26 protein-coding genes are annotated in these 25,841 nt (G+C 65.2%); 14 read left to right on the forward strand and 12 right to left on the reverse strand.

The window, feature by feature from the left end; genetic code table 11:
- The first annotated feature begins 13 nt into the window (after nt 1–13).
- The gene (locus tag ACVOMC_RS12895) at nt 14–877 is read left to right on the forward strand and encodes a hypothetical protein (protein WP_481524274.1); all 864 of its coding nucleotides are present in this window, start codon (nt 14–16) and stop codon (nt 875–877) included.
- A gap of 9 nt (nt 878–886) precedes the next feature.
- Here ACVOMC_RS12895 and ACVOMC_RS12900 read toward each other — a convergent pair whose 3' ends face one another.
- The 5 genes from ACVOMC_RS12900 to ACVOMC_RS12920 all read right to left on the reverse strand — a co-directional run bounded on the left by ACVOMC_RS12900 (nt 887) and on the right by ACVOMC_RS12920 (nt 7,246).
- The gene (locus ACVOMC_RS12900) at nt 887–2,311 is read right to left on the reverse strand and encodes a replicative DNA helicase (RefSeq protein WP_481524275.1); all 1,425 of its coding nucleotides are present in this window, start codon (nt 2,309–2,311) and stop codon (nt 887–889) included.
- A gap of 249 nt (nt 2,312–2,560) precedes the next feature.
- Nucleotides 2,561–3,118: an NADPH-dependent FMN reductase gene (locus ACVOMC_RS12905; RefSeq protein ID WP_054658701.1), complete on the reverse strand. Its 558-nt coding sequence runs from the start codon at nt 3,116–3,118 to the stop codon at nt 2,561–2,563.
- Nucleotides 3,119–3,262: 144 nt separating this feature from the next.
- Nucleotides 3,263–5,551, reverse strand: coding sequence for a thiamine pyrophosphate-dependent enzyme (locus ACVOMC_RS12910; RefSeq protein ID WP_481524276.1), 2,289 nt, complete (start codon nt 5,549–5,551; stop codon nt 3,263–3,265).
- Between the two features lie 47 nt (nt 5,552–5,598).
- Nucleotides 5,599–6,258: a glutathione S-transferase family protein gene (locus ACVOMC_RS12915; RefSeq protein WP_481524277.1), complete on the reverse strand. Its 660-nt coding sequence runs from the start codon at nt 6,256–6,258 to the stop codon at nt 5,599–5,601.
- A gap of 160 nt (nt 6,259–6,418) precedes the next feature.
- The gene (locus ACVOMC_RS12920) at nt 6,419–7,246 is read right to left on the reverse strand and encodes a glycine zipper 2TM domain-containing protein (RefSeq protein ID WP_481524278.1); all 828 of its coding nucleotides are present in this window, start codon (nt 7,244–7,246) and stop codon (nt 6,419–6,421) included.
- 155 nt (nt 7,247–7,401) lie between these two features.
- Here ACVOMC_RS12920 and ACVOMC_RS12925 point away from each other — a divergent pair, with 155 nt between their 5' ends.
- Complete coding sequence (locus ACVOMC_RS12925; RefSeq protein WP_054658963.1) at nt 7,402–7,626, forward strand: DUF6116 family protein; 225 nt, start codon at nt 7,402–7,404, stop codon at nt 7,624–7,626.
- A gap of 3 nt (nt 7,627–7,629) precedes the next feature.
- The gene (locus ACVOMC_RS12930) at nt 7,630–8,400 is read left to right on the forward strand and encodes a TatD family hydrolase (RefSeq protein WP_481524279.1); all 771 of its coding nucleotides are present in this window, start codon (nt 7,630–7,632) and stop codon (nt 8,398–8,400) included.
- 13 nt (nt 8,401–8,413) lie between these two features.
- On the opposite strand, the gene ACVOMC_RS12935 is transcribed toward ACVOMC_RS12930, so the two are convergent.
- Entirely contained in the window at nt 8,414–9,247 is an 834-nt protein-coding gene (locus ACVOMC_RS12935) for a tRNA threonylcarbamoyladenosine dehydratase (protein ID WP_481524280.1), read from the reverse strand.
- A gap of 73 nt (nt 9,248–9,320) precedes the next feature.
- Between ACVOMC_RS12935 and ACVOMC_RS12940 the strand changes: the two genes are divergently transcribed.
- Both ACVOMC_RS12940 and ACVOMC_RS12945 read left to right on the forward strand, forming a co-directional pair.
- Nucleotides 9,321–9,752 carry a cytochrome c gene (locus ACVOMC_RS12940; RefSeq protein ID WP_481524281.1) on the forward strand — a complete coding sequence of 144 codons (432 nt, stop codon included), beginning with the start codon at nt 9,321–9,323 and terminating at the stop codon, nt 9,750–9,752.
- 111 nt (nt 9,753–9,863) lie between these two features.
- Nucleotides 9,864–10,349, forward strand: coding sequence for a glycine zipper 2TM domain-containing protein (locus ACVOMC_RS12945; RefSeq protein ID WP_481524282.1), 486 nt, complete (start codon nt 9,864–9,866; stop codon nt 10,347–10,349).
- A 69-nt stretch (nt 10,350–10,418) separates the two neighbouring features.
- Here the strand turns inward: ACVOMC_RS12945 and ACVOMC_RS12950 are convergent, their stop codons facing one another.
- Nucleotides 10,419–10,628: a cold-shock protein gene (locus ACVOMC_RS12950; protein ID WP_054658958.1), complete on the reverse strand. Its 210-nt coding sequence runs from the start codon at nt 10,626–10,628 to the stop codon at nt 10,419–10,421.
- A gap of 232 nt (nt 10,629–10,860) precedes the next feature.
- On the opposite strand from ACVOMC_RS12950, the gene ACVOMC_RS12955 reads away from it, so the two are divergent.
- The 3 genes from ACVOMC_RS12955 (at nt 10,861) to arsC (ending at nt 12,982) form a co-directional block, all read left to right on the forward strand.
- Nucleotides 10,861–11,346, forward strand: coding sequence for a DUF456 domain-containing protein (locus tag ACVOMC_RS12955; RefSeq protein WP_054659173.1), 486 nt, complete (start codon nt 10,861–10,863; stop codon nt 11,344–11,346).
- A gap of 144 nt (nt 11,347–11,490) precedes the next feature.
- Nucleotides 11,491–12,630 (forward strand): phospholipase A, encoded by a 1,140-nt coding sequence (locus tag ACVOMC_RS12960; protein ID WP_083468479.1) that lies wholly within the window; start codon nt 11,491–11,493, stop codon nt 12,628–12,630.
- Nucleotides 12,631–12,634: 4 nt separating this feature from the next.
- Entirely contained in the window at nt 12,635–12,982 is a 348-nt protein-coding gene (gene arsC / locus ACVOMC_RS12965) for an arsenate reductase (glutaredoxin) (protein WP_481524283.1), read from the forward strand.
- A 43-nt stretch (nt 12,983–13,025) separates the two neighbouring features.
- Here arsC and ACVOMC_RS12970 read toward each other — a convergent pair whose 3' ends face one another.
- Nucleotides 13,026–13,559, reverse strand: a complete 534-nt coding sequence (locus ACVOMC_RS12970; RefSeq protein WP_481524284.1) for a DsbA family protein — start codon at nt 13,557–13,559, stop codon at nt 13,026–13,028.
- Between the two features lie 203 nt (nt 13,560–13,762).
- Between ACVOMC_RS12970 and ACVOMC_RS12975 the strand changes: the two genes are divergently transcribed.
- Nucleotides 13,763–14,872: a sterol desaturase family protein gene (locus ACVOMC_RS12975; RefSeq protein ID WP_481524285.1), complete on the forward strand. Its 1,110-nt coding sequence runs from the start codon at nt 13,763–13,765 to the stop codon at nt 14,870–14,872.
- A gap of 23 nt (nt 14,873–14,895) precedes the next feature.
- Here the strand turns inward: ACVOMC_RS12975 and ACVOMC_RS12980 are convergent, their stop codons facing one another.
- Complete coding sequence (locus tag ACVOMC_RS12980) at nt 14,896–15,531, reverse strand: glutathione S-transferase family protein (protein WP_481524286.1); 636 nt, start codon at nt 15,529–15,531, stop codon at nt 14,896–14,898.
- A gap of 139 nt (nt 15,532–15,670) precedes the next feature.
- The gene (locus ACVOMC_RS12985; RefSeq protein WP_481524287.1) at nt 15,671–17,188 is read right to left on the reverse strand and encodes a fumarate hydratase; all 1,518 of its coding nucleotides are present in this window, start codon (nt 17,186–17,188) and stop codon (nt 15,671–15,673) included.
- Between the two features lie 238 nt (nt 17,189–17,426).
- Between ACVOMC_RS12985 and ACVOMC_RS12990 the strand changes: the two genes are divergently transcribed.
- From ACVOMC_RS12990 to ACVOMC_RS13005, 4 genes are all read left to right on the forward strand, one after another.
- Nucleotides 17,427–18,071, forward strand: a complete 645-nt coding sequence (locus tag ACVOMC_RS12990) for a trimeric intracellular cation channel family protein (protein WP_481524288.1) — start codon at nt 17,427–17,429, stop codon at nt 18,069–18,071.
- Nucleotides 18,072–18,141: 70 nt separating this feature from the next.
- Entirely contained in the window at nt 18,142–18,471 is a 330-nt protein-coding gene (locus tag ACVOMC_RS12995) for a BON domain-containing protein (protein ID WP_481524289.1), read from the forward strand.
- An 81-nt stretch (nt 18,472–18,552) separates the two neighbouring features.
- On the forward strand, nt 18,553–20,412 hold the full coding sequence (locus ACVOMC_RS13000) for an ABC transporter ATP-binding protein (protein ID WP_481524290.1): 1,860 nt from the start codon (nt 18,553–18,555) through the stop codon (nt 20,410–20,412).
- Between the two features lie 84 nt (nt 20,413–20,496).
- On the forward strand, nt 20,497–21,279 hold the full coding sequence (locus tag ACVOMC_RS13005) for a ferredoxin--NADP reductase (RefSeq protein WP_481524291.1): 783 nt from the start codon (nt 20,497–20,499) through the stop codon (nt 21,277–21,279).
- A 533-nt stretch (nt 21,280–21,812) separates the two neighbouring features.
- On the opposite strand, the gene ACVOMC_RS13010 is transcribed toward ACVOMC_RS13005, so the two are convergent.
- Nucleotides 21,813–22,328, reverse strand: a complete 516-nt coding sequence (locus ACVOMC_RS13010) for a glutathione peroxidase (RefSeq protein WP_481524292.1) — start codon at nt 22,326–22,328, stop codon at nt 21,813–21,815.
- A 150-nt stretch (nt 22,329–22,478) separates the two neighbouring features.
- On the opposite strand from ACVOMC_RS13010, the gene ACVOMC_RS13015 reads away from it, so the two are divergent.
- A complete protein-coding gene (locus ACVOMC_RS13015; RefSeq protein WP_481524293.1) occupies nt 22,479–24,650 on the forward strand; it encodes a M3 family metallopeptidase in 2,172 nt (723 codons plus the stop codon).
- A gap of 71 nt (nt 24,651–24,721) precedes the next feature.
- Here the strand turns inward: ACVOMC_RS13015 and cfa are convergent, their stop codons facing one another.
- Nucleotides 24,722–25,837: a cyclopropane fatty acyl phospholipid synthase gene (cfa, locus tag ACVOMC_RS13020; protein ID WP_481524294.1), complete on the reverse strand. Its 1,116-nt coding sequence runs from the start codon at nt 25,835–25,837 to the stop codon at nt 24,722–24,724.
- Nucleotides 25,838–25,841: the final 4 nt, after the last annotated feature.

A 25,841-nucleotide genomic window follows, 5' to 3' on the forward strand; every position in this document is an offset into this window, starting at 1 on the left:
AGAGGAATACTCGATGGAAACGCAGCTCAATCCGGCCGCATCGGTCTACCGGATTCTGGTTTTCGATGAAGTGTACTCAGCGCGCGCGGCCGAGGAACAAGCCGAGAAGAGCAAGCTGTCCGCTTTTGGCACGCTGGCCCGGCTCAATCCGCTGAACCGGCCCAAGACCGAGACCGTGAACCTGTCCAAGTCGGAGTTGCGCTATGAGCCGTTCTGGTATGTGGCCGCGCGGCGCGAGATCGATTACCTGCACGAGGCGGTGTATCCGCTGCAGATCGCCAATCCCTACGCGCGCCAGCTGGAAATCGCCGGGCAGACGTTCGAAGTGCTCGCCAATGGCAACAAGCCCCGGGTGGAGCTGACCGTCAACGAACGCTGCCACCGCAAGATCGATACCAGCCTGTACCAGGACGGACTGAAGCGGCCGATCCGCCAGGCGAAGCTGCAGGGCTACGTGGAGCGCTACCGCGCGATCGAGCAGCAGCAACTGGATCTATCTGGCGGTATCGCGCCGCAGATGCCGTTCGCCTCGGTGGTGCAGGTGATCAAGTCGCAACTGGCCGCCGAAGCCATCGACGCGCATCGCATCGACAATGACCTGCTCGAATTCGTCAGCGCCAACCTGTACTTCCGCCCGGTATTCGCCTTCGAATATCTGTGGACCGGCGCCGGCAAGATCGGCGTGATCGAAATCGACGGCCTGACCGGCGAGGTGGTCGAGGACGGCCAGTGGTTCCGCGACAAGCTCGATACCGTGATGTCGCGCGAGATGCTGTTCGAACTGGGCGCGGAAATGGCTTCGGCCGCCGTGCCCGGCGGGGGATTCGCGGTCAAGGTGCTGGGCAAACTGACCCAGGAGCGCCAAGGGCGCCCCTGAGCGGGCCACTTACTCGAACGATCCCACCGAGTCGTGCGAAAGGTTGTCAAAGCGGGTGTATTCACCGAAGAACTTCAACTTGCACGAGCCGGTCGGGCCACCACGGTGCTTGCCGATGATGATCTCGGCCAGGCCCTTGTCCGGCGAATTTTCCTTGTTGTAGTAGTCGTCGCGGTAGATGAAAACGATCATGTCCGCGTCCTGCTCGATAGCGCCGGATTCGCGAAGATCGGCCATCACCGGGCGCTTGTCGGTACGCGTTTCCAGCGAGCGGTTGAGCTGGGACAGGGCGATCACCGGCACGTTCAGCTCCTTGGCCAGACCCTTCAACGAGCGCGAGATCTCCGAAATTTCGGTCGCGCGGTTTTCGCTGTTGCCCGGCACGCTCATCAGCTGCAGGTAGTCGATCACGATCAGGCCCAGATCGTGCTCGCGCTTCAGACGTCGGCACTTGGATCGCAGGATCTCCGGCGACACGCCCGGCGTGTCGTCGATGAAGATCTTGGTTTCCTTCAGCATGCGGATCGCGCCGGTGACGCGGCTCCAGTCCTCGTCCTCCAGCTGGCCGGTGCGCAGCCGCTGGGCGTTGATGCGGCCGTTGGAGGAAATCAGGCGCATCGCCAGCTGCGATGCCGACATTTCCATCGAGAACACCGCCACGCCCTTCTTGGACTTGATCGCCGCATATTCGGCGATGTTCAGCGCAAAGGTGGTCTTGCCCATTGCCGGACGCGCGGCCAGGATGATCAGATCGGTCGGCTGCAGGCCGGCGGTCATCGCGTCGAAATCGTTGTAGCCGGTCGGCAGTCCGGTGATGTTGCCGCCGTTCTCGAAGCGGTTGCGCAGCTCTTCGAACGCGTCCTTCAGTGCGCCGGGCATGGCCACAAAGTCGGTACGGCCACGGGCGCCCTGCTCGGCAATGGCGAACACCTGCTTCTCCGCCGCCGAAAGCAGTTCCGCACTGTCCCGCCCTTCCGGCTGGAAGCCGTCGTTGACGATGTCGGTACCGACCTGGATCAACTGCCGGAGCACGGCCTTGTCACGCACGATCTCGGCATAGGCGCTGATGTTGGCGGCCGATGGCGTGGTGCTGGCCAGCTCGATCAGGTAGGCGCCATCGCCAATCAACTCCATCTTGCCCTGCGATTCGAACCACTCACCCAGCGTCACCGCATCGAACGGACGATCGCGCTCGGACAATTCGCAGATCGCCCGGTAGATCAGCTGGTGGTCACGCCGGTAGAAATCCTTGTCGGTCAGCGCCTCGTTGACCCGATCGTAGGCTTCCGGCGCCAGCATCAGGCCACCGAGCACAGCCTGCTCGGCTTCCACCGAATGCGGGGGCACACGCAAGGCGTCGATGCGCTGCTCGCTGCGATCGGCACGATCAGCGCGGTCTTTACGGTCGGAACGGAAACCAGTGCGGGCGGACATGAAAAGCGTATTTCCTGCAGTAAGGCCGTGCGGCCATGTTAGGTGGGCATCGGCCACCGGGATACGGACAACTCTGTGGACAACCTGTCCACAAACCAACCCCGCGCGGGGGCGCTGGCGTACCGGACGTGGGTGGCCATACAGAAAAGTCCCCGGCACCATTGCAATGCCGGGGACATGATTATCGCAAAACCCGACGCCCGGGCACGTACCGACCGTGAATGGGGCTACCGGGGCCGCGCCAGGCCGTCACCTGGGCTGCTGGGTCTGGATCCAGTCGAAGAAGGCATCCAGAAAGCCCTGCAGGAATTTGCGCGTGCCTTCGCTGGCAACGGTGCCGTCCGCCTCGATCAGCCCCTCCTTGAACTGCACGAAGGCCTCCGGCCGCGCCATTGCGGCCAAGCCCACCGCCACCAGCACGTTGCGCAGGTGCTGCTGCGCCATGGCGGTACCGGCACTGCCGAAGGAGGCGCCGATCAGCGCCGCCGGCTTGCCTTGGAACGCATTGTCCCCCTGTGGCCTGGAACCGGTATCGATGGCGTTTTTGAGCACCCCGGGAATGGAGCGGTTGTACTCGGGCGTGATGAACAGTACCGCATCGGCCGAGCGCACCTGGTTCTTCAGCCGTGTGCCCTGGGCCGGAAACCGGCTGTCGTGATCCTGGTTGTACAGCGGGATGTCATCGAGCTGGATGTAATCGAAGCTGGCGCGGTCGCCAGCCAGCTTTTCCAACGCATGGGCCAGACGCCGGTTGATGGACTCCTTGCGCAGACTGCCAACGAAAACCGCGATCTTGTAGGGGCTCATGGCGACCTCGTCATGAAAAGTGGATAGACACTAGCCGGGCACGCCTTCGCGGTGGATGAAGGAGCGTGCCCACCCAAGGAAGATGGCCGTTTTCACTCCCCCTGAAACCGCCACTGCCTGTCGCCGGCGCGCATGAAGCCGAGTTCATGCGCCCGCGGTGTCTGACGCAAGCTGCGCCGCTGCGGCCACCACGTCGTTCTCCCCCGGCAACACCAGCAACGCGGCGCTGGCCAGTGGTGTATAGGTGTCCACACCGGTCACCCGCCGCAGCGGAATGTCCCCGTAACCGGCCTCGACCAGCGCGGTGATCACCCCTTCACCGACACCGCCGCTATGCCGCCCCTCATCGACCACGACAATCCGCTTGGCACCCTTGGCCTGCGCGGCGATCCAGGCATCATTGAGCGGCACCAGCCAGCGCAGGTCCACCACCCGCACCTTCCAGCCTTGCGCCTGCTCGATGGCCTTGGCCGCACGCAGGCTCATGGGCACACCGTTGCCATAGGTGAAGATGACCAGATCCTCGCTTCCCGCACCGTAAACACGTCCTTCACCGAGGGTAAGCGCCTGTTCCGGGGCCGGGTATGGGAACAGCCACTGCCCGTCTCCCGCTGCGTACAGGTCCTTGCCCATGTACAGCGCGATCGGCTCGAGGAACACGCACACCCGGCCGTCCACCTTGGCCAGCGCCGCCAAGGTGCGCAGCATCGCCACGGCATCGTCGCCGCGCGAAGGGCAGCCCACCACCAATCCGGGAATGTCGCGCAGGGCCGTGATCGAGTTGTCATTGTGGAAGTGGCCGCCGAAGCCCTTCTGGTAGCCCAGCCCGGCGATGCGGATCAGCATCGGGTTGCGGTACTGGTCGTTGGAGAAGAACTGCAGCGAACAAGCCTCGCCGCGTACCTGGTCGATGGCATTGTGCAGGTAGGCCAGGTACTGGATTTCCGGCAGCGGCAGCATGCCCATGTTGGCAAACCCCTGCGCCATACCCAGGATCATTGTCTCGTCCAGCAGGGTGTTGAAAACCCGGCGCGGCCCAAATGCTTTCTGCAGGCCCTTGGTCACCGTGTAGACGCCGCCTTTCTGCGCCACGTCCTCGCCGAACAGCACCGTTTCCGGATATTTGGCGAACAGGTCGTGCAAGGCCTGGTTGATCTGCACGGCCAGATGCTTCGGCGGCTGGCTCTCCGGCAAGGCCGCATCGCTGCCGAACACCTGCAGGCGCCGCTCGCGGTAGTCGCCCCGCCTGGCCTCCGCCTGTACTTTGTCTGGCGTGTAAGGCGCCAGCGGAGCGATCACCTCGGCCAGCCCGGTCAGGCGCGGGCGCTGGTCGGCCGCTTCGGCGGCGGCAAAGCAGCGCTTTCGGGTCTGTTCGTACAGCGCCAGCACCTCGGCCTTGTCCATCAGCCCCGACTCGACCGCGATCTGCGCCGAGCGCAGCAGCGGATCACCCGCCTCCACCGCGCACAGCTCCTCCAGCGCGCGCCATTCGATCTCGAAATCGGTACCGGCGTGGCCCATCAGCCGCGTGGTGCGCAGATGCAGGAAGGTCGGTCGCCGGGTCTTGCGGCAATGCTCCACCGCACGCTGCACCTCGGCATAGCCACTGGCCAGATCCAGCCCATCGGCATGGAAATAGTCCAGACCCGGGCGATGGCGGAAGCTCTCGGCGATCCAGCCTTCCGGCGTCTTGACCGAGATGCCGATGCCGTTGTCCTCGCAGACAAACAGCACCGGCGCCGGCAGTTTCTGGAAACTGCTCCACGCGGCGGCATTGAACGCGGTCTGCGCGGTGGCGTGGTTGGCCGATGCATCGCCGAAGGAACAGATGGTGATGCTGTCGTCGGGAATCGGCAGCGCATGTCCCACGCGCTTGCCGGCTTCGATCGCCATCGCCGTGCCCAGCGCCTTGGGCAGGTGCGAGGCGATGGTCGAGGTCTGCGGCAACACCCACAAAGGCTTGCTGCCCCACACCTTGTGGCGGCCGCCGCTGGCCGGATCATCCTTGCTGGCGGCGAAGGACAGGGCCGAATCCATCACCGGGTCCAGGCCCGGCAATTTGCGGAAACGCTCGGCCATGAAGCCGCCGGAGCGGTAGTGCAGGAAGGCCGGATCGGTGTGCCGTGCAGCGCGCGCGACCATCGCATTGCCCTCGTGCCCGGAGGAGCCGATCGTGTAGAAGACCTTGTTCTGGACGCGCAACACCCGCGCCATCAGGTCCAGATGACGACTGATCAGCTGTGATTCGAACAGTTCGCGGAAGCCCCGGGCGTCCAGTGCGCTACCCGGCAGCACCGGCGCGCCGTCCTGCGGCCCTTCGCCATGCCCCTGGCCCAGCCCCGTTACGAATTCGATGAAATTGGTATCGCAGATCTCGGCGCGGTTCAGGCCCTTCATGCGGGCCGGAAGGGGATTCGGTACACGGGCAAACATGCAGACAGACTCCACGTGACAGTCGCGTTGGGCGGGGGAAAGGGGGTTCAGCAGTGGGTGGCGATACGGGCAAGCACCTGCGCCTCCGGTGCGGGCATCGCCACGAAGCCGGGTTGCGCGCGTATCCGCTGCAGCCATTGCTGGATGGCCGGATACGGGGACAGCGCAATGCCCCCGTCTTCGGCAACGGCGGTGTACGCGAACAGGGCGATGTCCGCGATGCCGTAGTCGGGCCCGGTAAACCAGGTAGCGAGCGACAAGTGCCGCTCCATCACCGCCAGTGCGGCATGACCGTGTTCGCGCAGGCGCGGTAGATCATCGCGGCGTGGGGAGTCGTCCGGTGCCCAGCCACTGATGAAACGGGCCACGGCGATATACGGCTCATGGCTGTACTGCTCGAAGAACATCCACGACAGCGCCTGCGCACGCTGCCAGCCATCAACCGGCAGCAAGGGCGTGCCTTCGGCCAGCCAGAACAGGATGGCGTTGGATTCGGTGAGCACGCGCCCGTCGCCCAGTTCCACGACCGGCACTTTTCCATTGGGATTGAGCGCCAGGAACTGCGGCGTGCGGGTCTGACCACCGGCGCTGTCCACCTCGATCCATCGATAGCGCCCGCCAAGCTGCTCAAGCAGCAGGCGCACCTTGTGACAATTGCCCGAAGTCGACATGCCATGCACAGTCAACGGAGCGTCAGGTTTCACCATTGATACGGTTCCAGAAGGTGGCGGCCGGTACAACGTATGCGCCCTCATCACACCGCAATCACTGGCCGTTGGAAAGTGCGCCTGCAGCAATTTCCGGGAGGCCGGCAACAGAAAAGGGCCGGCAAAGCCGGCCCTTTTGTTATGCGCGACAGTACTGCGATTACTGGCGGCTGCTACCTGCATCCACTTTGGCAGTCTGCGTCACCACCTGGCCATCGATGACCGGTAGGCGGTCGCTGGCCGGGCGGCTTTCCATACGGACGGTCTTTTCAGCGCCGTCGTGACGGTAGGTCACGTCGTAGCCGATGGTCTGATCGGTGTTGCCCATCGCAATGCGGTTGCCGGGCTTGCTGTCCATCCGCATGGTGCCGGTGCTACCGTCGGCATTGCGGTAGGTGACGTTGTAGCCGGTTACCCGCGAGGATTCGGAGGTGGTGTTCTCGGTGCGGCACTGGCGCTCGGTGCGGCTGACGACGCGACCACCGACGTGACGTTTGTCGACCTGGTTGCCGATCACACCACCGGCGACCGCACCGGCGGCCGTCGCGGCCTTCTTGCCGTTGCCGCCACCGACCTGGCTGCCCAGCAGGCCACCGATCACCGCGCCGGCGACCGTACCACCGACATTGCCATCACGCTCGGGCAGGCGCTCCTGCACCACCATATCCTCGCAGACCTCGTGCGGCACGGTGGTGGTGGAGGTTTCGCGCACCGGTTCGGTACCAATCACCGTGGCATAGGCGCGCTCTTTCTGTGTCACCGGAGCGACCTTCAGCACATCGGCGTAGTCGAGCTTGCCACCGGCAGCCAGCGCATCGCTGACCGCCGCATCGTCGGTGAAGGCGGAATTGTCCAGCACCGGAGTCGTCCCCTCGGTGCCGGCGGCAAGCGGCGCCCTGTCGCGCCCACTCATGAAAGCCGCCGTGGCAATACCGCCCACCAGCAGCGCGCCGGCGGCGACCAGAATCGTTGTGGTGTTGCTCTTCATCGTCGGCTCCTTGCGGTCCATCCGCGCTGACTGGGGGGGGATTCCAGCATGATAATGCTGAACAGAGGCAGGTATTTCCGCATCTGCCCCTTACAAAATTCAGGCTTCGTCGCAATATTGCGACCGTCTCCCTCCTCTTCCCGCAGGCCACCCACATGTCCAGCCCGATACTGCTGCCGTTGATGTCCTGGGCACGCAAGTTGCGTTACCCGACCCTGTTCAAGATCACCGCGGCATTGTTCGTGATCAGCATGCTGCTGCCCGATCCCATCCCGTTCATCGATGAAATCCTGTTCGCACTGGGCACCTTGCTGCTGGCCAACTGGAAGCGGCGCAAGGATCCAGCCATCGAGCCTGCGGTCATTGCACGCAAGCGCTGAACCGTGCAGCTGATCGACAGCCACTGCCATCTGGACGCGCCCGAGTTCGATGGAGACCGTGCCGCGTTGATCGAACGTGCGCGCGCCGCGGGCGTGACGGTACAGATCGTCCCGGCCATTACCGCCGCCCGCTGGCCCAAGCTGCGCACGGTCTGCACACTGGAGAGCGGGCTGTATCCAGCCTACGGCCTGCACCCGATGTTTGTGGCCGAGCATCGGCCCGAACACCTGGACCAGCTGCGCGACTGGATCACCCGGGAACGTCCGTGTGCCATCGGCGAATGCGGACTGGACTTCTTCGTCGACGGTCTCGACCCGGATGCGCAACGCGCCTATTTCAACGGACAGCTGGTACTGGCGCGCGAGTTCGACCTGCCACTGATCGTGCATGCACGCCGCGCCCTCGACGAGGTGATCCACACGATGCGGCGGATCGGCGGGCTGCGCGGCGTGGTCCACAGTTTTTCCGGCAGCCCCGAACAGGCCCGGCAGCTGTGGGAGATGGACTTTTTGATCGGCCTCGGTGGCCCGGTGACCTACGACCGCGCCAACCGCTTGCGCGGCCTGCTCACACAGATGCCCCTGGAGTACCTGCTGCTGGAGACCGATGCCCCGGACCAGCCGGACGCCGCCGTCCGCGGCCAGCGCAACGAGCCGGCGCGGCTGCCGGCCATTCTCGAGGTGATGGCACAGCTACGCCAGCAGCCGGCTGGCGAGATCGCCGCGCAGACCACCGCCAACGCCCGTCGCCTGTTCGCCCTGCCCGGTCATTGACCGGGAAACGCGTTTACTCGACCACGGCCATCGCCGCCGTTGAAGTGGCAGCGGCCCTGTCGCGGGACTTGAGCAGCATTTCCAGGGCACGGCCGACGGCGGCAAAGGCGAATGCCCCGGTGATGTGGGTGGCCGCACCCAGCCCGGCACCGCAGTCCAGCTTCAGCGCCGCATCCGCGCCCAGGTTGGGGCGCAGCCCGCAGACGCTGCCATCAGCCTGCGGATACTTGACGTTCTCCAGCGAGTAGATCGCCGAAACCCCGAAATACCGCTGCGGATTCTTCGGAAAGTTGAACTCGGCACGCAGCTTCTTGCGGATCAACGCCATCATCGCATCGTGCTCGGTACGCGAGACATCCCGCACCCGTACCAGGGTTGGATCGGTACGTCCGCCGGCCGCCCCCACGGTGATCATCGGCAGCTTGCGCCGCCGGCACCAGGCGATGGCCTCGACCTTGACCCGGAAACTGTCACAGGCGTCGATCACCAGATCGAACCGGCGATCCAGCAGCTCGGCCATATTGGCGACGGTCAAAAACGCCTCGACGGCCTCGACCTCGATCTCGGGATTGATCGCCCGGCAGCGTTCGGCCATCGCCACGGATTTGTTGCGTCCATATTGGCCAGCCAGTGCCGGCAGCTGGCGGTTGGTGTTGGAGACGCAGATGTCGTCGGCATCGATCAGGGTCAGATGCCCGACCGCCGAACGCGCCAGCGCCTCGACAATCCACGATCCGACCCCGCCAATGCCGATCACCGCGACCCGGCAGCCGGACAGGTGCTCGATGGTCCCGGCACCATACAGCCGGTCGATACCGGCAAAGCGTTCACGCAATGACTCTTTCATGCTCCCATTTTAACCGTGGTCGGCAGCAGTCCGTGCGTCGTACCATCGGCATTCCTTGTCCGGAGACACCCGCATGTCCGATCCCGTCCGCACCCAGTCCAAGGCCTCCCGTTATCTGTTCATCCTGGTTCTCGGCCTGCTGCTCGGGGTGGTGGCAACGGTCATGGCGATGCGTGCGATCCAGGAGCGCCAGGACCATTTTCCCGACAGCCTGATGACCGTACTGGCCAAGCAATCGCAGCTGCTCGGCGAAAGCCAGAAGCAGAACCGCTGTGCGCCCAGCGACGTGACCCCGCGCCTGCAGACGCTGCGCGCCCTGTCCAACGACCTGGATCTGGCCTTCCCCGGCCTGAAGGACGATGCGCGCTTCCAGCAGCATGCCAGCCAGTTCCGCGCCACACTCAATGATGCGTTGGCCAGCGTGCCAAGCGACTGTACGGCGCTCGCCGTCACCCTGCAGAAGCTGGGCAGTGACTGCAAGGCCTGCCATCAGGACTTCAAGTAAGCCGCACCCAATTCACCCGTGGTTGGCGCTCCATTCACGTGCGAAACGACACGATCCGGGTGCCGGGCAAAACCACATGCCCGTAATCCCCATCTGGCAAGGAGCAACACCATGAAAATTCAATTGATCGCTGCAGGCGCCATCGCCAGTCTGGCTCTGGCCGGTTGCGCCACGTCGCCCGGCTACGGCGGCGGCTACAACAATGGCGGCAGCTACGGCAACAGCAACAATGGCTACAACCAGAACCAGTGCCGTGATTGCGGGATCGTGACCCGCATCGACACCGTGGCATCGGGCCGCACCGCACCGGCGGCGACCGGCGCGGTGCTGGGTGGCATCGTCGGCGCGGTGGCTGGCCATGAGATCTCCGATCACACGGGCGGCAGCCGCGGCAACAAGAACATCGCCGCCGTAGCCGGCGCCGCGGCCGGCGCTCTGGCCGGCAACAAGATCCAGCAGAATGTCACCGGCAATTCGTATGACATCCAGGTCCGCATGGATGACGGGCGCGTGATCGTGGTCAACCAGAAGGATCTGGGCGGCATCCGCGAGAACACCTATGTGCGCGTGGTCAACGGGCGCGTCGTACTGCGTTGATTGGCAATGCTCCACGGACAAGCAAAAAGGCCCGCTCGCGCGGGCCTTTTTACTGCCGCCAGCGGCGTATCAGACCGGCTGTACGGCGTCGGCCTGCAGGCCCTTCTGGCCCTGGACCACGGTGAAGGTGACCTGCTGACCTTCCTTCAGGCTCTTGAAGCCCTGGGTCTGGATGGCGCGGAAGTGCACAAAAACGTCTTCACCATTCTCACGACTGATGAAGCCAAAGCCTTTGGCGTCGTTGAACCACTTGACGGTACCGGTTTCGCGATCAGACATCTCGACTAACTCCCTGTAGCTCTGAGTTTGATGGATACGCCCCGCAAGGCGGCTGACTGCAAGGAGGAAGCGAGGTGCAACGATGCAGCAAATCGTTCGATCTACCCATCAGGCCACGATTCACGGTGACCTTGCCAAGCTCAGCGGCTGCAACTTAACCCGGGACAAATGAAATTGCAATCGGGTAAAAGTCACTCTGTCAACCCCCTTTTGACCCATCAGCCGGACCCCTATGGACTATTCATTCATCTTGTACGTATTGGCCGGACTGCTGGTTGTGACCGGGATCGCAGGCGTCATTCTCCCGGCGCTGCCCGGGGTGCCCTTGGTGTTCGCCGGGCTGCTGGTCGCGGCGTGGACCGACGGGTTTGACCGGGTCGGCTGGCTCCCCTTGCTGTTGCTGGGCGTCCTGACCGCGATTTCGGTGGTGATCGACGTGCTGTCCACGGTGATCGGCGCACAGCGGGTCGGAGCCAGCAAGCTGGCCCTGGTCGGATCGGCGATAGGTACCGTGGCCGGCCTGTTTTTCATGCCGATCGGCCTGTTCGTTGGACCGTTCGCCGGTGCGCTGGCCGGCGAATACATCAACGGGCGCAAGCTCGGCCAGGCCACCAAGGTCGGACTCGGCACGTGGCTGGGCATCGTGCTCGGGGTCGCGCTGAAACTTGGCCTGGCGGTAGCCATGCTCGGCGTTTTCGCCGTGGCGTGGTTCTTCTGAGCGGGCCGCCGGTGTCTCATGACTCCCCCTGCACGAGACAATCACCGACAATCCCGCCTGACCTGACCACTTGCTCCGCAGCGGACATCCTTCCATGGCCCGCATCCGAAGCAGGCTTCAACTTTCCGCGACCGGATCATGCCCATGCGCAGCCTCCCGCTTCATCTCGCCATCCTGCTCGCTCTGAGCGGACCCAGCGCCTACGCGCTGGGACAGGAATCGATCACCGATCCGGCATCGCCACAGGCCTGTTTCGCGCTGGACTCCGATGCCAGCCGGCTGGCCTGCTACGACAAGGCACTGGGACGCTCGCCGGCCGATACCCGCGCCGCCGATGCCGCCGCCGTTGCCGCACAGCAGGCACGCAAGGAAGCCAAAGCCACCGCCAAGGCCCTGGACGAGCCGCTGCCGCGACGCAACGAGCTGTTCGCACATGACGACCTGGCCGCTGCCGCGGCCAACGCCGGGCGCGGTTCGCTGTGGGACAGCCGCTGGGAACTGGCCAGGGATTCGAAGTTGGGCCGTTTCCAGCTGCGTGCCTACAAGCCGGTGTACCTGTTGCCGGCATTCTGGACCAGCAAGCCCAACGTGATGCCGCGCTCGCCCAACCCGGCCAATTCGGTGACCCAGGCCGAGGAGCTGGAAAGCACCGAGCTGAAGTTCCAGCTCAGCTTCAAGACCAAGGTGGCCGAGAACCTGTTCGGCGACAACGGCGACCTCTGGGTCGGCTACACCCAGAGCTCGCGCTGGCAGGCCTACAACAGCGAAATCTCGCGCCCGTTCCGTGAAACCAACTACGAGCCGGAAGTGATGCTGGCCTTCCGCAACGGCTATTCGCTGTTCGGCTGGAACGGCCGCATGAGCGCAGTCAGCTTCAACCACCAGTCCAACGGCCGCAGCGACCCGCTCTCGCGCAGCTGGAACCGGGTGATCCTCAACGTCGGTCTGGACCGCGAGAACTGGGCAGTGATGCTGCGCCCGTGGTACCGCATTCCGGAAGGGCGCAAGGACGACAACAACCCGGATATCGACGATTACATGGGCCGTGGCGATGCCAGCGTCATCTACAACCGCAACGGCCATGAAGTGGCCCTGACCGGTCGCCACTCGCTGCGCAGCGGCGACCGCGCGCACGGCTCGCTGCAGCTGGACTACGGCTTTCCGATCAACAACCTGCTGCGTGGTCATGTGCAGGTGTTCGACGGTTACGGCGAAAGCATGATCGACTACAACCACCGCGCGACCTATGTCGGCGTCGGTGTCTCGCTACTGGAGTGGTTCTGAGGCAATGAAAGCGACAATCTGGCACAACAACCGCTGTTCCAATTCACGTGGTGCGCTCGCGCTGCTGCAGGAGGCCGGTGTGCAGGTGGAGGTCATCCACTACCTGGATACGCCACCGCCTGCGACCGAACTGCGGACCCTGCTGGCCGAAATGGGCATGCCCGCCCGCGACCTGCTGCGCAGCAAGGAGGCCGCCTACAGCGAGCTGGGGCTGGCCGCGCAGCTGGACGACGAGGCGGCGCTGATCAACGCCATGGTCGCGCACCCGGCGCTGATCAACCGCCCGATCGTGCGCACGGCCAAAGGCACCGCACTGTGCCGCCCACCGGAAACCGTGAACGCCCTGCTCTGAGCCCCACGGGGCGACGGACCTTGGCGCTCCCGCCCCCGGCCCTCTACAACGTCTTACCACCCACGGCGAGGATCGCCTCGTACAACTCCTCAAGATGCTGTCGTGGCAAGAACGCGCGATCGTTGATGAAGAATGACGGCGTGCCGGTGACACCACTGCGCATGCCGCTGTCTATATCGGCTTGGATACGCTGTCGGTAGGCCGGATCCTCCTGCGCCGCCACCAGCCCCTCTTCGGACATTCCCAGCTCCCGGGTCAGCTCCCGATAGAATTCCTCACCCAGCTGCGGCTGGGCGCTGTAGAGCGCGTCATGCGCCTGCCAGAAGCGCCCGTATGTGCTTGCATATTCGGCCGTTACCGCCGCTGCCCAGGCCTGCGGATGCGACAGCTGCAACGGGAAGTGCCTGAAAACCACGCACAGCGAGCTGCCGAAACGCTGTTGCAGACGTTTGACCAGCGAAAACGCTTCGCCGCACGCCGTGCATTGGTAATCGCCGTATTCCACCAGCACGACCGGAGCGGCAAGGTTCCCGGCCACATGATCCTGCGCACTCGCCGGAACACCCAGCACACTCATACATGTCCTCCCCAATGATCATTGCGGACCTGCCGGCCGCGGCCAACGCGCGGGCTGCAGGAGAACCTACCCCGGCGACCGAGCTATCGGCGTGAAGCGCGGCCAACGCTCCAACTGCCACGGCACACCGTCTGGCCACCGCTCCACTTTCCCTGCGCAGATCCTGCAGGCAAAATCCCGCCACACCGACAGGAAGTCAGCGCATGCCCCGCAAGTACCGTTCGTTCTTCGCCTACACCTCGGCCCTGCTGGGCCTGTTGAGTCTGCTGGCGGTGGCCTGCTTCCACTTTCCCGAACTGCTGACCAGCCGCGAGTTCCGCGCGGTCTACAACGAGCAGTTCGCGCGCCACCTGCTGCTGGTCGGGCTGGTGGCCGCGTTCATCCTAGGCACGATGGCGATCCTGCGCGACCGCAACAAGCGCATCGCCACACTCGGCGTGGGCAGTGCCACCTTGGCCGTGCTGCTGGGCGGCACCAATGTGCAGTTCGACGCCATCGGCCAGACGCCCTACTCGCTCGGCCTGGACTGGTTCGTGCTGTCGCTGTTCTTCTCGGCGCTGGTGTTCGTGCCGCTGGAACGTTATCTGGGCAAGCGCGCCCTGTCGCCGCTGCGGCCGGGCTGGCGCACCGACGTGGCCTACTTCTTCATGAGCCACGTGCTGGTGCAGTTCATCCTGATCCTGGTCACCGCCTCGACCTCCACGGTTGCCGCACTGGCCGCCTTCCCGGCGCTGAAGAACCTGATCCAGTCACTGCCGGTGTGGGCGCAGTTCCTGATCGCCGTGTTCGTGGCCGACATGGCGCAGGCGCTGCTGCATCGGGCCTATCACAACATTCCCTGGCTGTGGCGTTTCCACGCGGTGCACCATTCCAGCCGGCACATGGACTGGCTGGCCGGCTCGCGCATCCATTTCGTCGAGATCGTGTTGACCCGCAGCGCGGTGCTGCTGCCGCTGCTGATCCTGGGCTTCTCCACGCCGGCGGTGAACGCCTACGTGATCCTGGTCGGGCTGCAGGCAGTGCTGGCGCACGCCAACCTCGGCATCCGTTTCGGCTGGCTGGAATACCTGCTGGTACTGCCGCGCTACCACCACTGGCACCACGCCCGGCAGCAGGACTATGTGGATGTGAACTACGCCATCCATCTGCCGCTGGTGGACATGCTGATGGGCACTTTCAAACTGCCGCGCGACCAGGCGCAGTGGCCGGAGGAATACGGCGTGATGAAGCTGGAAACCGTGCCCAAGGGCATCGTCAGCCAGCACCTGATGCCGTTCCAGGGAGGGCGCAGGTACCAGGACCACGTGGACTGAAAGCTGCCGCCAAGCGCCCCGGCTCAGCGCCAGTCGCTGATGCCCTCGCGCCGGTAGACCTCGGCAAACGCCGGCCGGGCTTTCATGCGCGCGGCATGCGCGGCCAGCGCCGGCCAGCGGTCACTCGGACGCGGCAGGTTGCGGCTCCAGCGCATCAGCATGGTCAGCATGAAATCCACGGCGCTGAGCCGCTCACCGAGCAGGTACGGACCGGCGCGGGTGAGCTGGTCGGCGACCTGCTGCCACGCCGCCTCCAGCTGCACGCGCGCCCGTTCCCGGACCGCCTCGCTGTGGTTTTCGCCGGCCGGTTCGTGCGGGTAGAACCAGCTGCGATACGCCGGCATCAGGGTGTACACGCAGAAGCACATCCAGCGGTAGTAATCGCCGCGCGCCGGGGTTCCCGGTGCCGGTGCCAGCCCGGCCTGCGGATGCAGATCGGCCAGATGCATCACGATGGCCGCCGACTCGGTCAGCACCTGCCCGTCGAGCAGCAACGCCGGCACGCGCCCGGCCGGATTGATCGCCAGGTACGCCGGCGACTTCTGCTCGCCACGCTCGAAGTCCAGCTGGCGCAACGCGTGGTCGATGCCCAGCTCGATCAGCAGCCAGTGCACCACCAGCGAGGCACTGCTTTGCGATCCATACAGCACGACAGACATGGCGTTCTCTGTGGCAGGCGGAACCGCATTCTATCGATACCCCCGGCGCCGGTGCCCCTGCGCCTTGAGCCTTCGCCGGAAAACAAAACGGCCCGGGCAGAACCCGGGCCGTTTCGGTCTCGTCAGCAACGCCGGCGGTTTACTCGACCACCACCGGAATCTTGCCGATGCGGGCCTGCCATTCGCGCGGGCCGGTCTTGTGCACCGACTCGCCGGTGGAGTCCACCGCCACGGTCACCGGCATGTCCTGCACGGTGAACTCGTAGATCGCTTCCATGCCGAGGTCGGCAAAACCGACCACCTTGGAGGCCTTGATCGCCTTGGACACCAGGTAGGCCGAACCGCCGACCGCCATCAGATAGGCCGACTTGTTGTCACGAATGGCCTCGATCGCGGCCGGGCCACGCTCGGCCTTGCCGACCATGCCCAGCAGGCCGGTCTGCTCCAGGATCTGGCGGGTGAACTTGTCCATGCGGGTGGCGGTGGTCGGGCCGGCCGGGCCCACCACTTCGTCACGCACCGGATCAACCGGGCCGACGTAGTAGATGAAGCGGCCCTTCAGGTCCACCGGCAGCGGCTCGCCCTTGTTGAGCATGTCGACCATGCGCTTGTGCGCGGCGTCACGGCCGGTCAGCAGCTTGCCGTTGAGCAGCAGGGTCTGGCCCGGCTTCCAGCTGGCCACTTCTTCCGGCGTGATGCTGTCCAGGTCCACGCGGGTGCCCTTGGAGGCGTCGTAGGTGATCTGCGGCCAGTCTTCCAGCGACGGCGGGTCCAGCATCACCGGGCCGCTGCCGTCCAGGGTGAAGTGGGCGTGGCGGGTGGCGGCACAGTTGGGGATCATCGCCACCGGCAGGTTAGCCGCGTGGGTCGGGAAGTCCTTGACCTTGATGTCCAGCACCGTGGTCAGGCCGCCCAGGCCCTGCGCGCCAATGCCCAGCGCGTTAACCTTCTCGTACAGTTCCAGGCGCAGCTCTTCGGCACGGTTGGACGGCCCACGGGCCTGCAGATCGGTGATGTCGATCGGCTCCATCAGCGCCTCCTTGGCCAGCAGCATCGCCTTCTCGGCGGTACCACCGATACCGATACCGAGCATGCCCGGCGGGCACCAACCGGCGCCCATGGTCGGCACGGTCTTGAGCACCCAGTCCACGATCGAGTCGGACGGATTGAGCATGGCGAACTTGCTCTTGGCCTCCGAACCACCGCCCTTGGCGGCGACGATCACGTCGACCTTGTCACCGGGCACGACCTTGATGTTGACCACACCCGGGGTGTTGTCACGGGTGTTGGTGCGCTTGCCGGCCGGGTCGGCCAGCACCGAGGCGCGCAACTTGTTGTCCGGGTAGGCGTAGGCGCGGCGGATGCCCTCGTTGGCCATGTCCTCCACGCCCATGGTGGCGTCGTCCCAGCGCACGTTCATACCGATTTCCAGGAACACGGTGACGATGCCGGTGTCCTGGCAGATCGGGCGGTGGCCCTCGGCGCACATGCGCGAGTTGATCAGGATCTGCGCGATGGCCTCTTTGGCCGCCGGCGACTCCTCGCGCTCATAGGCGGCGGCGAGGTTCTTGATGTAGTCGACCGGGTGGTAGTACGAGATGTACTGCAGTGCGTCGGCTACGGACTGGATGAAATCTTCCTGCTTGATCGATGTCACGGCGTGCTCGCTTGCTTGGGGCTGGCGGGGGGTTCCAGCCGCACATTTTACGCCCTGCCGCCGGCCCGTGCCCTCCGGGCGTCCCGCCGGCAAGGAGGCATGTGGCGGGATCGCCCCCTCCGCAACGGCTTGGGGCCGGCCGGCGTCCGGCATTGCCGCACGCCGGCGGACGGACCCGTAGTTCCGCCGTCGGACCAGATTGATGGCCGCGGCGACGGGCAGCGCCCACAATAGCCGCATGAACACGCTCGTCCTGATCCTCGACCTCATCGGCACCTTCGTCTTCGCCCTGTCCGGGGCGACGATGGGCGTACGCCGCCGCCTGGATATCTTCGGCGTGCTGGTGCTGTCCTTTGCCGCCGCACTGGCCGGCGGCATCACCCGCGACCTGCTGATCGGCGCCACCCCGGTGGCGGCCATCAGCGACTGGCGCTACCCGGCCATCACCCTGGCCGCCGGCACCGTCACCTTCTTCTGGGCGCCGATGATCGAACGCCTGCAGTTCCCGGTGCGGATGTTCGATGCGATGGGACTGGCCCTGTTCGCCGTGGCGGGCACGCAAAAAGCGTTGTCGTATGGCATCGATCCCCCAATGGCCGCCGCGCTGGGCATGCTCACCGGCATCGGTGGCGGCATCGCCCGTGACGTGCTGCTGGCCCAGGTGCCGCTGGTGTTGCAGGCCGAGCTGTATGCGGTGGCCGCGCTCGCCGGCGCGGCGGTGGTCGCCCTCGGCTACTGGCTGGAACTGGCACCGGTGCCGTGCGCCCTGGCCGGTGCCGGCCTGTGCTTCGGCCTGCGGATGATGGCCATGCATTTTGGCTGGCACCTGCCGGTAGCCCTGCAATCCTCCGATCCGCCGCCCCCGGAAGGCCCACGCCGGTAACGCGGTCACGACACGGCACGCTCACGGATGCGGGGCCATGGTGGAGCCCCCTCGCAACAGGAAGCCGCTCATGTCCGCTCCCCGCTCCGACACCCTGATTGGTGATGATGTCGTCCGCAGCCTCGGCCAGCATGGCCGTGCCTCACAGGTGCTGGTCCAGGTCCAGGACGGATGCGTCGCCCTCCGCGGCGATGTCCCCGACCACCAGACCAGACACGAGGTGGAACAGCTGGTCGGCGCGATTGACGGCGTGCGCGAGGTCCGCAGCACCTTGCATGTGGACTCCGGCGAGCACTCCTTCGGCGCGCCCGGCCAGGCCGTGCGCGACAACCCGGACGGGCAGGAGATCGGCAGGCTCGCCGGGCTTGAGCAGGAACAGGATACGGATCCGGAGCGCTGAGCCGCGCGCCGGGCTCCGCGTACCCGATCGCGCCCGGCACAATGAGATACCCCGGAGTCATTTCGCCGCCCTACGCCGCCCATGCCGCCCCCGACACCTACCGCCGCCCCGTTGAAACTGCGCGAGCGGTTCCGCGCCATGCGCAACCTGCCGCCGTTCCTGCGGATGATCTGGCAGACCAGCCCGCGCCTGACCCTGGCCAGCCTGGGGCTGCGGCTGGTGCGCTCGCTAGTGCCGGTATCGATGCTCTATGTCGGCAAACTGATCATCGATGAGGCGGTAAGGCTGGCCGGTCTGCCGGGCACGTTCCCGCCGCTGGACCAGGCGCTGGCGAGCGGTTTGCTGGGCCACCTGCTGGTATTGCTGGGCATCGAACTGGCGCTGGCGATCGGCTCGGACCTGCTCGGCCGGCTGGTGGGCTATGCCGACGGCCTGCTCTCGGAACTGTTCACCAACGCCAGCAGCATCCGCCTGATGGAGCATGCCGCCGAACTCGACCTGGAGGATTTCGAAGACCCCGACGTGCAGGACAAGCTCGACCGTGCGCGGCGCCAGACCATGGGCCGGATGAACCTGATGAGCCAGCTGTTCGGCCAGCTGCAGGACGCCATCACCGTGACCAGCCTGGCGGTCGGCCTGGTGGTCTACGCGCCATGGCTGATCGCACTGCTGGCGGTGGCGCTGATACCGGCGTTCATCGGCGAATCGCACTTCAATGCGATGGGCTATTCGCTGAACTTCCAGTGGACGCCGGAACGCCGCCAGCTGGAGTACCTGCGCCAGACCGGTGCCAGCGTGGACACGGCCAAGGAGGTGAAGATCTTCAACCTGCACCGCTTCCTGATCGAGCGCTATCGCACGCTGGCCAACAAGTTCTATCTGGCCAACCGGCGGCTGGCACGCAGACGCGCGGTCTGGGGCACGCTGCTGGCGGCGCTGGGCACGCTGGGCTACTACGCCGCCTACGGCTACATCGCCTGGCGTACCGTGCGTGGTGATTTCTCCATTGGCGATCTCACCTTTCTGGCCGGCAGCTTCCAGCGTCTGCGGCAGTTGCTGGAAGGCTTGCTGATCGGTTTCTCGCAGGTGGCCAGCCAGGCCATGTATCTGGATGACCTGTTCTCGTTCTTCGCCATCGAGCCGGAGATCCGTTCCTGTCCGGATGCGATAGCGGTGCCGCGCCCGATCCGCGAGGGCTTCGTGTTCGAGAACGTGGGCTTCCGCTATCCCGACGCCGAGCGCTGGGCGGTGCGGCATCTGGATTTCCATCTGCGCGCCGGCGAAGTGATCGCGCTGGTGGGCGAGAACGGCGCCGGCAAAACCACCCTGGTCAAGCTGCTGGCGCGGCTGTACGACCCGGACGAGGGGCGCATCCTGCTCGACGGCCGCGACCTGCGCGATTACGACCTGGACGACCTGCGCGCCAACATGGGGGTGATCTTCCAAGACTTCGTGCGCTACCACCTCAGTGCCGGCGAGAACATCGGCGTCGGCCTGGTCGAGGCGATGGATGACCAGGCGCGGATCCGCGATGCCGCGCACCGGGCACTGGCCGACGAAGTCATCGAACGTCTGCCCGCAGGCTACGCGCAACTGATCGGACGCCGTTTCAAGACCGGCGTGGACCTGTCCGGCGGCCAGTGGCAGAAGATCGCCATCGCCCGCGCCTACATGCGCGATGCACAGGTGATGATCCTCGACGAGCCGACCGCGGCACTGGATGCGCGGGCCGAGTTCGAGGTGTTCCAGCGCTTCAAGGAGCTGTCCGACAACCGCACCGCGGTGCTGATCTCCCACCGCTTTTCCAGCGTGCGCATGGCCGACCGCATCCTAGTGCTGGCCGATGGCCGGATCGAGGCCAGCGGCACCCACGCGCAGCTGATGGCCGAAGACGGCCGCTACGCCGAACTGTTTGAACTGCAGGCCGCCGGCTACCGCTGAGGCCCGCGCAGCCATGGTTAATGAGAGGCGCTCTCATTTTGCTAGAATGGGCCGGCTAACTCCGATCCAAGATAAAGAAACGGTATGTCTTCCGCTTTTGGCACCGAAACGGTGCTTGAAGTCCGTCACTGGACGGACGCCTATTTCAGCTTCTCCACCACCCGCGATGCCGGTTTCCGCTTCGAGAACGGCCAGTTCGTGATGATCGGCCTGGAAAACGAAGGCGGCCGCCCGCTGATGCGCGCCTATTCCATCGCCAGTGCGAACTGGGAAGAACAGCTGCATTTCTTCAGCATCAAGGTCCAGGACGGCCCGCTGACCTCGCGCCTGCAGCACCTCAAGCCCGGCGACAAGGTGCTGGTCGGCAAGAAGCCCACCGGCACCCTGCTGATCAGCGATCTGCACCCGGGCAAGCACCTGTACCTGCTGGGCACCGGCACCGGTCTGGCGCCATGGCTGAGCATCATCAAGGACCCGGAAACCTACGAGCGCTTCGACAAGGTGATCCTCACCCACGGCGTGCGCTTCGAGCAGGATCTGGCCTACCGCGAGTACTTCGAGAAAGGCATCTTCGAAGACGAGATCCTGGGCGATATCGTCCGTGACAAGCTGCTGTACTACCCGGCCGTGACCCGCGAACCGTTCCGCAACCATGGCCGCCTGACCGCGCTGATGGAAAGCGGCCAAATGCAGAAGACGCTGGGCCTGCCGCCGATGGACCCGGCCAACGACCGCTTCATGATCTGCGGCAGCCCGCAGATGCTGGCCGACCTGCGCAGCGTGCTCGATGTCCGTGGCTTCCAGGTGTCGCCGCGCATCGGCCAGCTGGGCCACTACGTGTTCGAGCGCGCGTTCGTCGAGAAATAACGCGCCGTCATGGCGTAACGGACACGCCAGCACCTTTTATGGTGAATAGGCAGGATCATCACGATCCGGCCTTTTTTCAGGGGTGGGTGGTCATGGGATCGAGCAGTTCCCATATCCGCTTCATCGGACAGCAGTGGGTGGCGCTGCAAATCGAGAATGCCCGGCAGGAGCCCGTCCCGGGGAAGCATTCCGAAAAAGGTCGTGGCGGCGATGCGTGAGTCGCGGGATGCCGCCATCGCGGCACACCGCAAAGCGATCCTGGCAGATGCCCGCTGCGGAAACGCGGGCAAGGCATTCACACGCTCCCCGGCCAAGCAGCTTGTCGCTGCCGAGCGTCTGCCGACGCGGCCTGCTTGTGGGGCAAGGGGGTTTCCCAGCGCTCCGAAGGGGCGACACGGCTCGCGGTCGGGGGGCCTATCCCCTTTTCTGCGTTGCCCCGCGATCCCTGGCGCGTTGCCCGTCCTATGCTTTCCTGGTCCGGTGGGGAGCAAGCGCAAGACCGGCAAAGCCACGCAGAGGGGGACTGGACGAGCTCAAGAGCAGCCGCCGCTGTGGCGGCCCCCTCTGCCGGCCAATGCCGCCCGGATATCGGCTTCGATCGATTCCGGACGGACCGTGGGCGCATAGCGCGCCCGCACCTGTCCGTCCCGGCCGATCAGGAATTTGCTGAAGTTCCACTTGATCGCGGCAATCCCCAGCGCACCGCGTTTTTCCCGCTGCAGCCAGCGCCACAGCGGATGCGCCTGGGCACCATTGACCTTTACCTTGGCCGACAGGGGAAAGCTGACACCGTAATCGAGGCTGCAAAAGCGCTGGATCTGCGCCGCATCGCCCGGCTCCTGGTGACCGAACTGGTCGCAGGGAAACCCAAGCACGACCAATCCGTGCTCGCGGTACTGGCGCCAGAGCTGCTCCAGCCCGGCGTATTGCGGGGTGAAGCCGCATTGCGAGGCCACATTCACCACCAGCAGCACCTTGCCGCGGAAGCGGGACAGATCCAACGGCTCACCGGCCAGCGTGGTGGTCTGGAAATCAAAAGCACTGGGCATGACAACTCCTGCGTCTGGAGGACAAGCCTACGCCCGACAGCGGCGAACTGCGCCGAATCTGGCCTTTTCCAGCCCCATGCCCTTTGACACCTCCCCCCGATCTCCCCCTCGGGTTACCCTCGGGGTTTCGTATTTTCCCGGAGCATCACCTTGACCACCCGCCTTGCCCTCGCCCTTGCCGCGACCCTGGGACTGGCCCTGCCGGCCTACAGCGTCAGCGCTGCCGCCGCGACCAGCCAGTCGGCCGAACAGGCCAACCCGTTCTTCGCCGAGAGCCCGCTGCCGCTGCACTACCCGCAGTTCGACAAGATCAAGGACAGCGATTTCGCCCCCGCCTTCGACGCCGGCATGGCCGCGCAGCTCAAGGAAGTGGATGCGATCGCCAACAACAAGGCCGCTCCGACCTTTGAAAACACCCTGATCGCGCTGGAGAACAGCGGCGCCATCCTCGACCGCGCCACTACCGTCTTCTTCTCGCTGATCGGTGCCGACACCAACGACACCCGCAAGAAGCTGCAGGCCGACTATTCGGCCAGGTTCGCCGCGCACAGCGATGCCATCAACCTCAATGGCAAGCTGTTCTCGCGTATCGAGACCCTCTACAAAAACCGCGCCAAACTGGGCCTGGATGCCGAAGGCGTGCGTCTGGTCGAGAAATACCATGACAACTTCGTCCGCGCCGGCGCCAAGCTGTCCGAGGCCGACAAGGCCAAGCTCAAGGCCATGAACGCCGAGCTGGCCAACCTGGGCACCAAGTTCAGCCAGAACGTGCTGGCCGAGGTCAACGCCTCGTTCATCGTGGTTGACGACGTCAAGCAGCTCGACGGCCTGTCGGCCGAGCAGATCGCCGCCGCCGCCGAAGCCGCCAAGGCCCGCAAGCTGGAGGGCAAGTACGTCATCGCCCTGCTCAACACCACCGGCCAGCCGTCGCTGACCAACCTGACCAACCGCGAACTGCGCCAGAAGATCTATGAAACCTCGATCTCGCGCGGCAGCCGCGGCGGCGAGTACGACAACACCGCGCTGGTCTCGCGCATCATGACCCTGCGCGCCGAGAAGGCCGCGCTGATGGGCTTCCCGAACTTTGCCGCGTACTCGCTGGGCAACCAGACCGCCAAGACCCCGGAAGCGGTCAACGCGATGCTGGGCCAGCTGGCCCCGGCCGCCGTGGCCAACGCCAAGCGCGAAGCCGCCGACCTGCAGGCGATGATCGACGCCGAGCAGAAGGCCGCCGGCAAGCCGACCTTCGAACTGCAGCCGTGGGACTGGGCGTTCTACAGCGAGAAGGTGCGCCAGGCCAAGTACAACTTCGACGAATCGCAGCTCAAGCCGTACTTCGAAATGACCAAGGTGCTGGAGGACGGCGTGTTCTTCGCCGCCGGCAAGGAGTTCGGACTGAGCTTCAAGCAGCGCACCGACCTGCCGGTCTACCACCCGGATGTGACCGTGTATGACGTGTTCAACGAAGACGGCAGCCAGCTGGCGATCTTCATCTTCGACCCGTATGCGCGCCAGTCCAAGCGGGGCGGCGCCTGGATGAACGCCTACGTCTCGCAGTCGGGCCTGAGTGGTGATCTGCCGGTGGTGGCCAACCACCTCAACATCCCCAAGCCGCCGGCGGGCAAGCCGACCCTGCTGACCTGGGACGAAGTGACCACCACTTTCCACGAGTTCGGCCACGCCCTGCATGGCATGTTCTCCAATGTGAAGTACCCGTACTTCGCCGGCACCGCGGTGCCGCGTGACTTTGTCGAGTTCCCCTCGCAGGTCAACGAGATGTGGTCCGACGAGCCGACCATCCTGGCCAACTACGCCAAGCACCATGAAACCGGCGCAGCCATGCCGCAGGCGTTGCTGGACAAGGTGATCGCCGCGGCCAAGTTCAACCAGGGCTTCGCCACCACCGAATACCTGGGCGCGGCGATGCTGGACCAGAGCTGGCACCAGATCGGCGTGGGTGACGTGCCGGCACCGAAGGATGTGCTCGCTTTCGAACGCGCCGCACTGGAGAAGGACGGCATCTACTACGCACCGGTCTCGCCGCGCTACCGCACCACCTACTTCAGCCACATCATGGGCGGCTATTCGGCCGGCTACTACGCCTACATCTGGTCCGAAGTGCTGGATGCCAACACCCAGAAGTGGTTCCGCGAGAATGGCGGCCTGACCCGCGCCAACGGTGACCGTTTCCGCCAGACCCTGCTGTCCAAGGGCGGCAGCGTCGATGCGATGGAACTGTTCCGCAACTTCGCCGGCCATGAGCCGCAGATCGAACCCCTGCTGGAAAAGCGTGGCCTGAGCTCGGGCACCGCGACCAACTAAGCGGCAGCGATTGTTGCAATGAAAACGCCCGGCCATGCCGGGCGTTTTCATTTGCTGACCACCTGCGGCAGTCAGCGTGGCGCGACATAGCCGCCGGGCACACCGCGCGGCGACAGCACCAGCTGCCACAACTGTGAGTGGCGGGTGCGGAAGGTCGCCATCGAGGCGGCCAGATAGAAGCGCCACATGCGCCGGAACCGCTCGTCATAACGGGGATCGAGCTGCACCCATGCCGCTTCCACGTTGTCGCGCCACGCCTGCAGGGTGCGGTCGTAATCGATACCGAAATTGTGCCAGTCCTCCAGCACGAACAGCCCCTCCATGGCCGTGCTGATCTGTGCGGCCGAGGGCAGCATCGAATTGGGGAAGATGTATTTGTCGATCCAGCGGTCGGTGCGCTCGCGACTGACGTTGGTACCGATGCTGTGCAGCAGGAACAGCCCCTGATCGCCGAGGCAGCGCCGGACCGTTTCGAAATAGCCTCGGTAGTTCTTGACGCCGACGTGCTCGAACATGCCCACCGACAGGATCGCGTCGAAGCGCTCGTCCAGCGCGCGATAGTCCTGCAGGCGGATCTCCACCGGCAGCCCGGCGCAAAGCTCGCGCGCGAAGGTGGCCTGCTCCTGCGAGATGGTGATGCCCACCCCCTCCACGCCATAACGCTCGGCCGCGTACTTGAGCGCCTCGCCCCAGCCACACCCGATATCCAGCACGCGCATCCCCGGGCGCAGCCCGAGCTTGCGGCAGATCAGGTCCAGCTTGGCTTCCTGCGCCTGGTCCAGACTGGCGACATTGCGCCAGTAGCCGCAGCTGTAGACCAGGCGCTTGCCGAGCATGGCCCGGTACAGGTCATTGCCCAGGTCATAGTGGCGCTTGCCCACTTCGTAACTGCCCTGCCCGACCTGCAGGTTGAACAGCTTGGCTTTGAGTGCGTCCCAGACCTCCCCGCTGCCGTGGACGCGCTCGTCCAGACGCGCGTCCAGCAGATGGGTCAGGAAGCCATCGAGCGAATGGGCTTCCCACCAGCCGTCCATGTAGCTCTCGCCCAGCCCCAGCGAGCCATCGGCCAGCACCCGCGCGTGGAAGCGCGGGTCAAGGATATCGATGTCCTGCGGCCGATCCCCGCCGGGAATAACGTCCGCCTCCTGCAGCAATGCCTCGACACGTCGTTGCAGCCCTGCATCCATCGCT

This window comes from Stenotrophomonas sp. STEN014, from assembly GCF_056760315.1.

Excerpts from the sequence above, each read along its gene's own strand:
- ACVOMC_RS12895 (WP_481524274.1), top strand. The coding sequence starts at position 14 with ATGGAAACGCAGCTCAATCCGGCCGCATCGGTCTACCGGATTCTGGTT.
- ACVOMC_RS12900 (WP_481524275.1), bottom strand. The coding sequence starts at position 2,311 with ATGTCCGCCCGCACTGGTTTCCGTTCCGACCGTAAAGACCGCGCTGAT.
- ACVOMC_RS12905 (WP_054658701.1), bottom strand. The coding sequence starts at position 3,118 with ATGAGCCCCTACAAGATCGCGGTTTTCGTTGGCAGTCTGCGCAAGGAG.
- ACVOMC_RS12910 (WP_481524276.1), bottom strand. The coding sequence starts at position 5,551 with ATGTTTGCCCGTGTACCGAATCCCCTTCCGGCCCGCATGAAGGGCCTG.
- ACVOMC_RS12915 (WP_481524277.1), bottom strand. The coding sequence starts at position 6,258 with ATGGTGAAACCTGACGCTCCGTTGACTGTGCATGGCATGTCGACTTCG.
- ACVOMC_RS12920 (WP_481524278.1), bottom strand. The coding sequence starts at position 7,246 with ATGAAGAGCAACACCACAACGATTCTGGTCGCCGCCGGCGCGCTGCTG.
- ACVOMC_RS12925 (WP_054658963.1), top strand. The coding sequence starts at position 7,402 with ATGTCCAGCCCGATACTGCTGCCGTTGATGTCCTGGGCACGCAAGTTG.
- ACVOMC_RS12935 (WP_481524280.1), bottom strand. The coding sequence starts at position 9,247 with ATGAAAGAGTCATTGCGTGAACGCTTTGCCGGTATCGACCGGCTGTAT.
- ACVOMC_RS12940 (WP_481524281.1), top strand. The coding sequence starts at position 9,321 with ATGTCCGATCCCGTCCGCACCCAGTCCAAGGCCTCCCGTTATCTGTTC.
- ACVOMC_RS12945 (WP_481524282.1), top strand. The coding sequence starts at position 9,864 with ATGAAAATTCAATTGATCGCTGCAGGCGCCATCGCCAGTCTGGCTCTG.
- ACVOMC_RS12950 (WP_054658958.1), bottom strand. The coding sequence starts at position 10,628 with ATGTCTGATCGCGAAACCGGTACCGTCAAGTGGTTCAACGACGCCAAA.
- ACVOMC_RS12955 (WP_054659173.1), top strand. The coding sequence starts at position 10,861 with ATGGACTATTCATTCATCTTGTACGTATTGGCCGGACTGCTGGTTGTG.
- ACVOMC_RS12960 (WP_083468479.1), top strand. The coding sequence starts at position 11,491 with ATGCGCAGCCTCCCGCTTCATCTCGCCATCCTGCTCGCTCTGAGCGGA.
- arsC (WP_481524283.1), top strand. The coding sequence starts at position 12,635 with ATGAAAGCGACAATCTGGCACAACAACCGCTGTTCCAATTCACGTGGT.
- ACVOMC_RS12970 (WP_481524284.1), bottom strand. The coding sequence starts at position 13,559 with ATGAGTGTGCTGGGTGTTCCGGCGAGTGCGCAGGATCATGTGGCCGGG.
- ACVOMC_RS12975 (WP_481524285.1), top strand. The coding sequence starts at position 13,763 with ATGCCCCGCAAGTACCGTTCGTTCTTCGCCTACACCTCGGCCCTGCTG.
- ACVOMC_RS12980 (WP_481524286.1), bottom strand. The coding sequence starts at position 15,531 with ATGTCTGTCGTGCTGTATGGATCGCAAAGCAGTGCCTCGCTGGTGGTG.
- ACVOMC_RS12990 (WP_481524288.1), top strand. The coding sequence starts at position 17,427 with ATGAACACGCTCGTCCTGATCCTCGACCTCATCGGCACCTTCGTCTTC.
- ACVOMC_RS12995 (WP_481524289.1), top strand. The coding sequence starts at position 18,142 with ATGTCCGCTCCCCGCTCCGACACCCTGATTGGTGATGATGTCGTCCGC.
- ACVOMC_RS13000 (WP_481524290.1), top strand. The coding sequence starts at position 18,553 with ATGCCGCCCCCGACACCTACCGCCGCCCCGTTGAAACTGCGCGAGCGG.
- ACVOMC_RS13005 (WP_481524291.1), top strand. The coding sequence starts at position 20,497 with ATGTCTTCCGCTTTTGGCACCGAAACGGTGCTTGAAGTCCGTCACTGG.
- ACVOMC_RS13010 (WP_481524292.1), bottom strand. The coding sequence starts at position 22,328 with ATGCCCAGTGCTTTTGATTTCCAGACCACCACGCTGGCCGGTGAGCCG.
- cfa (WP_481524294.1), bottom strand. The coding sequence starts at position 25,837 with ATGGATGCAGGGCTGCAACGACGTGTCGAGGCATTGCTGCAGGAGGCG.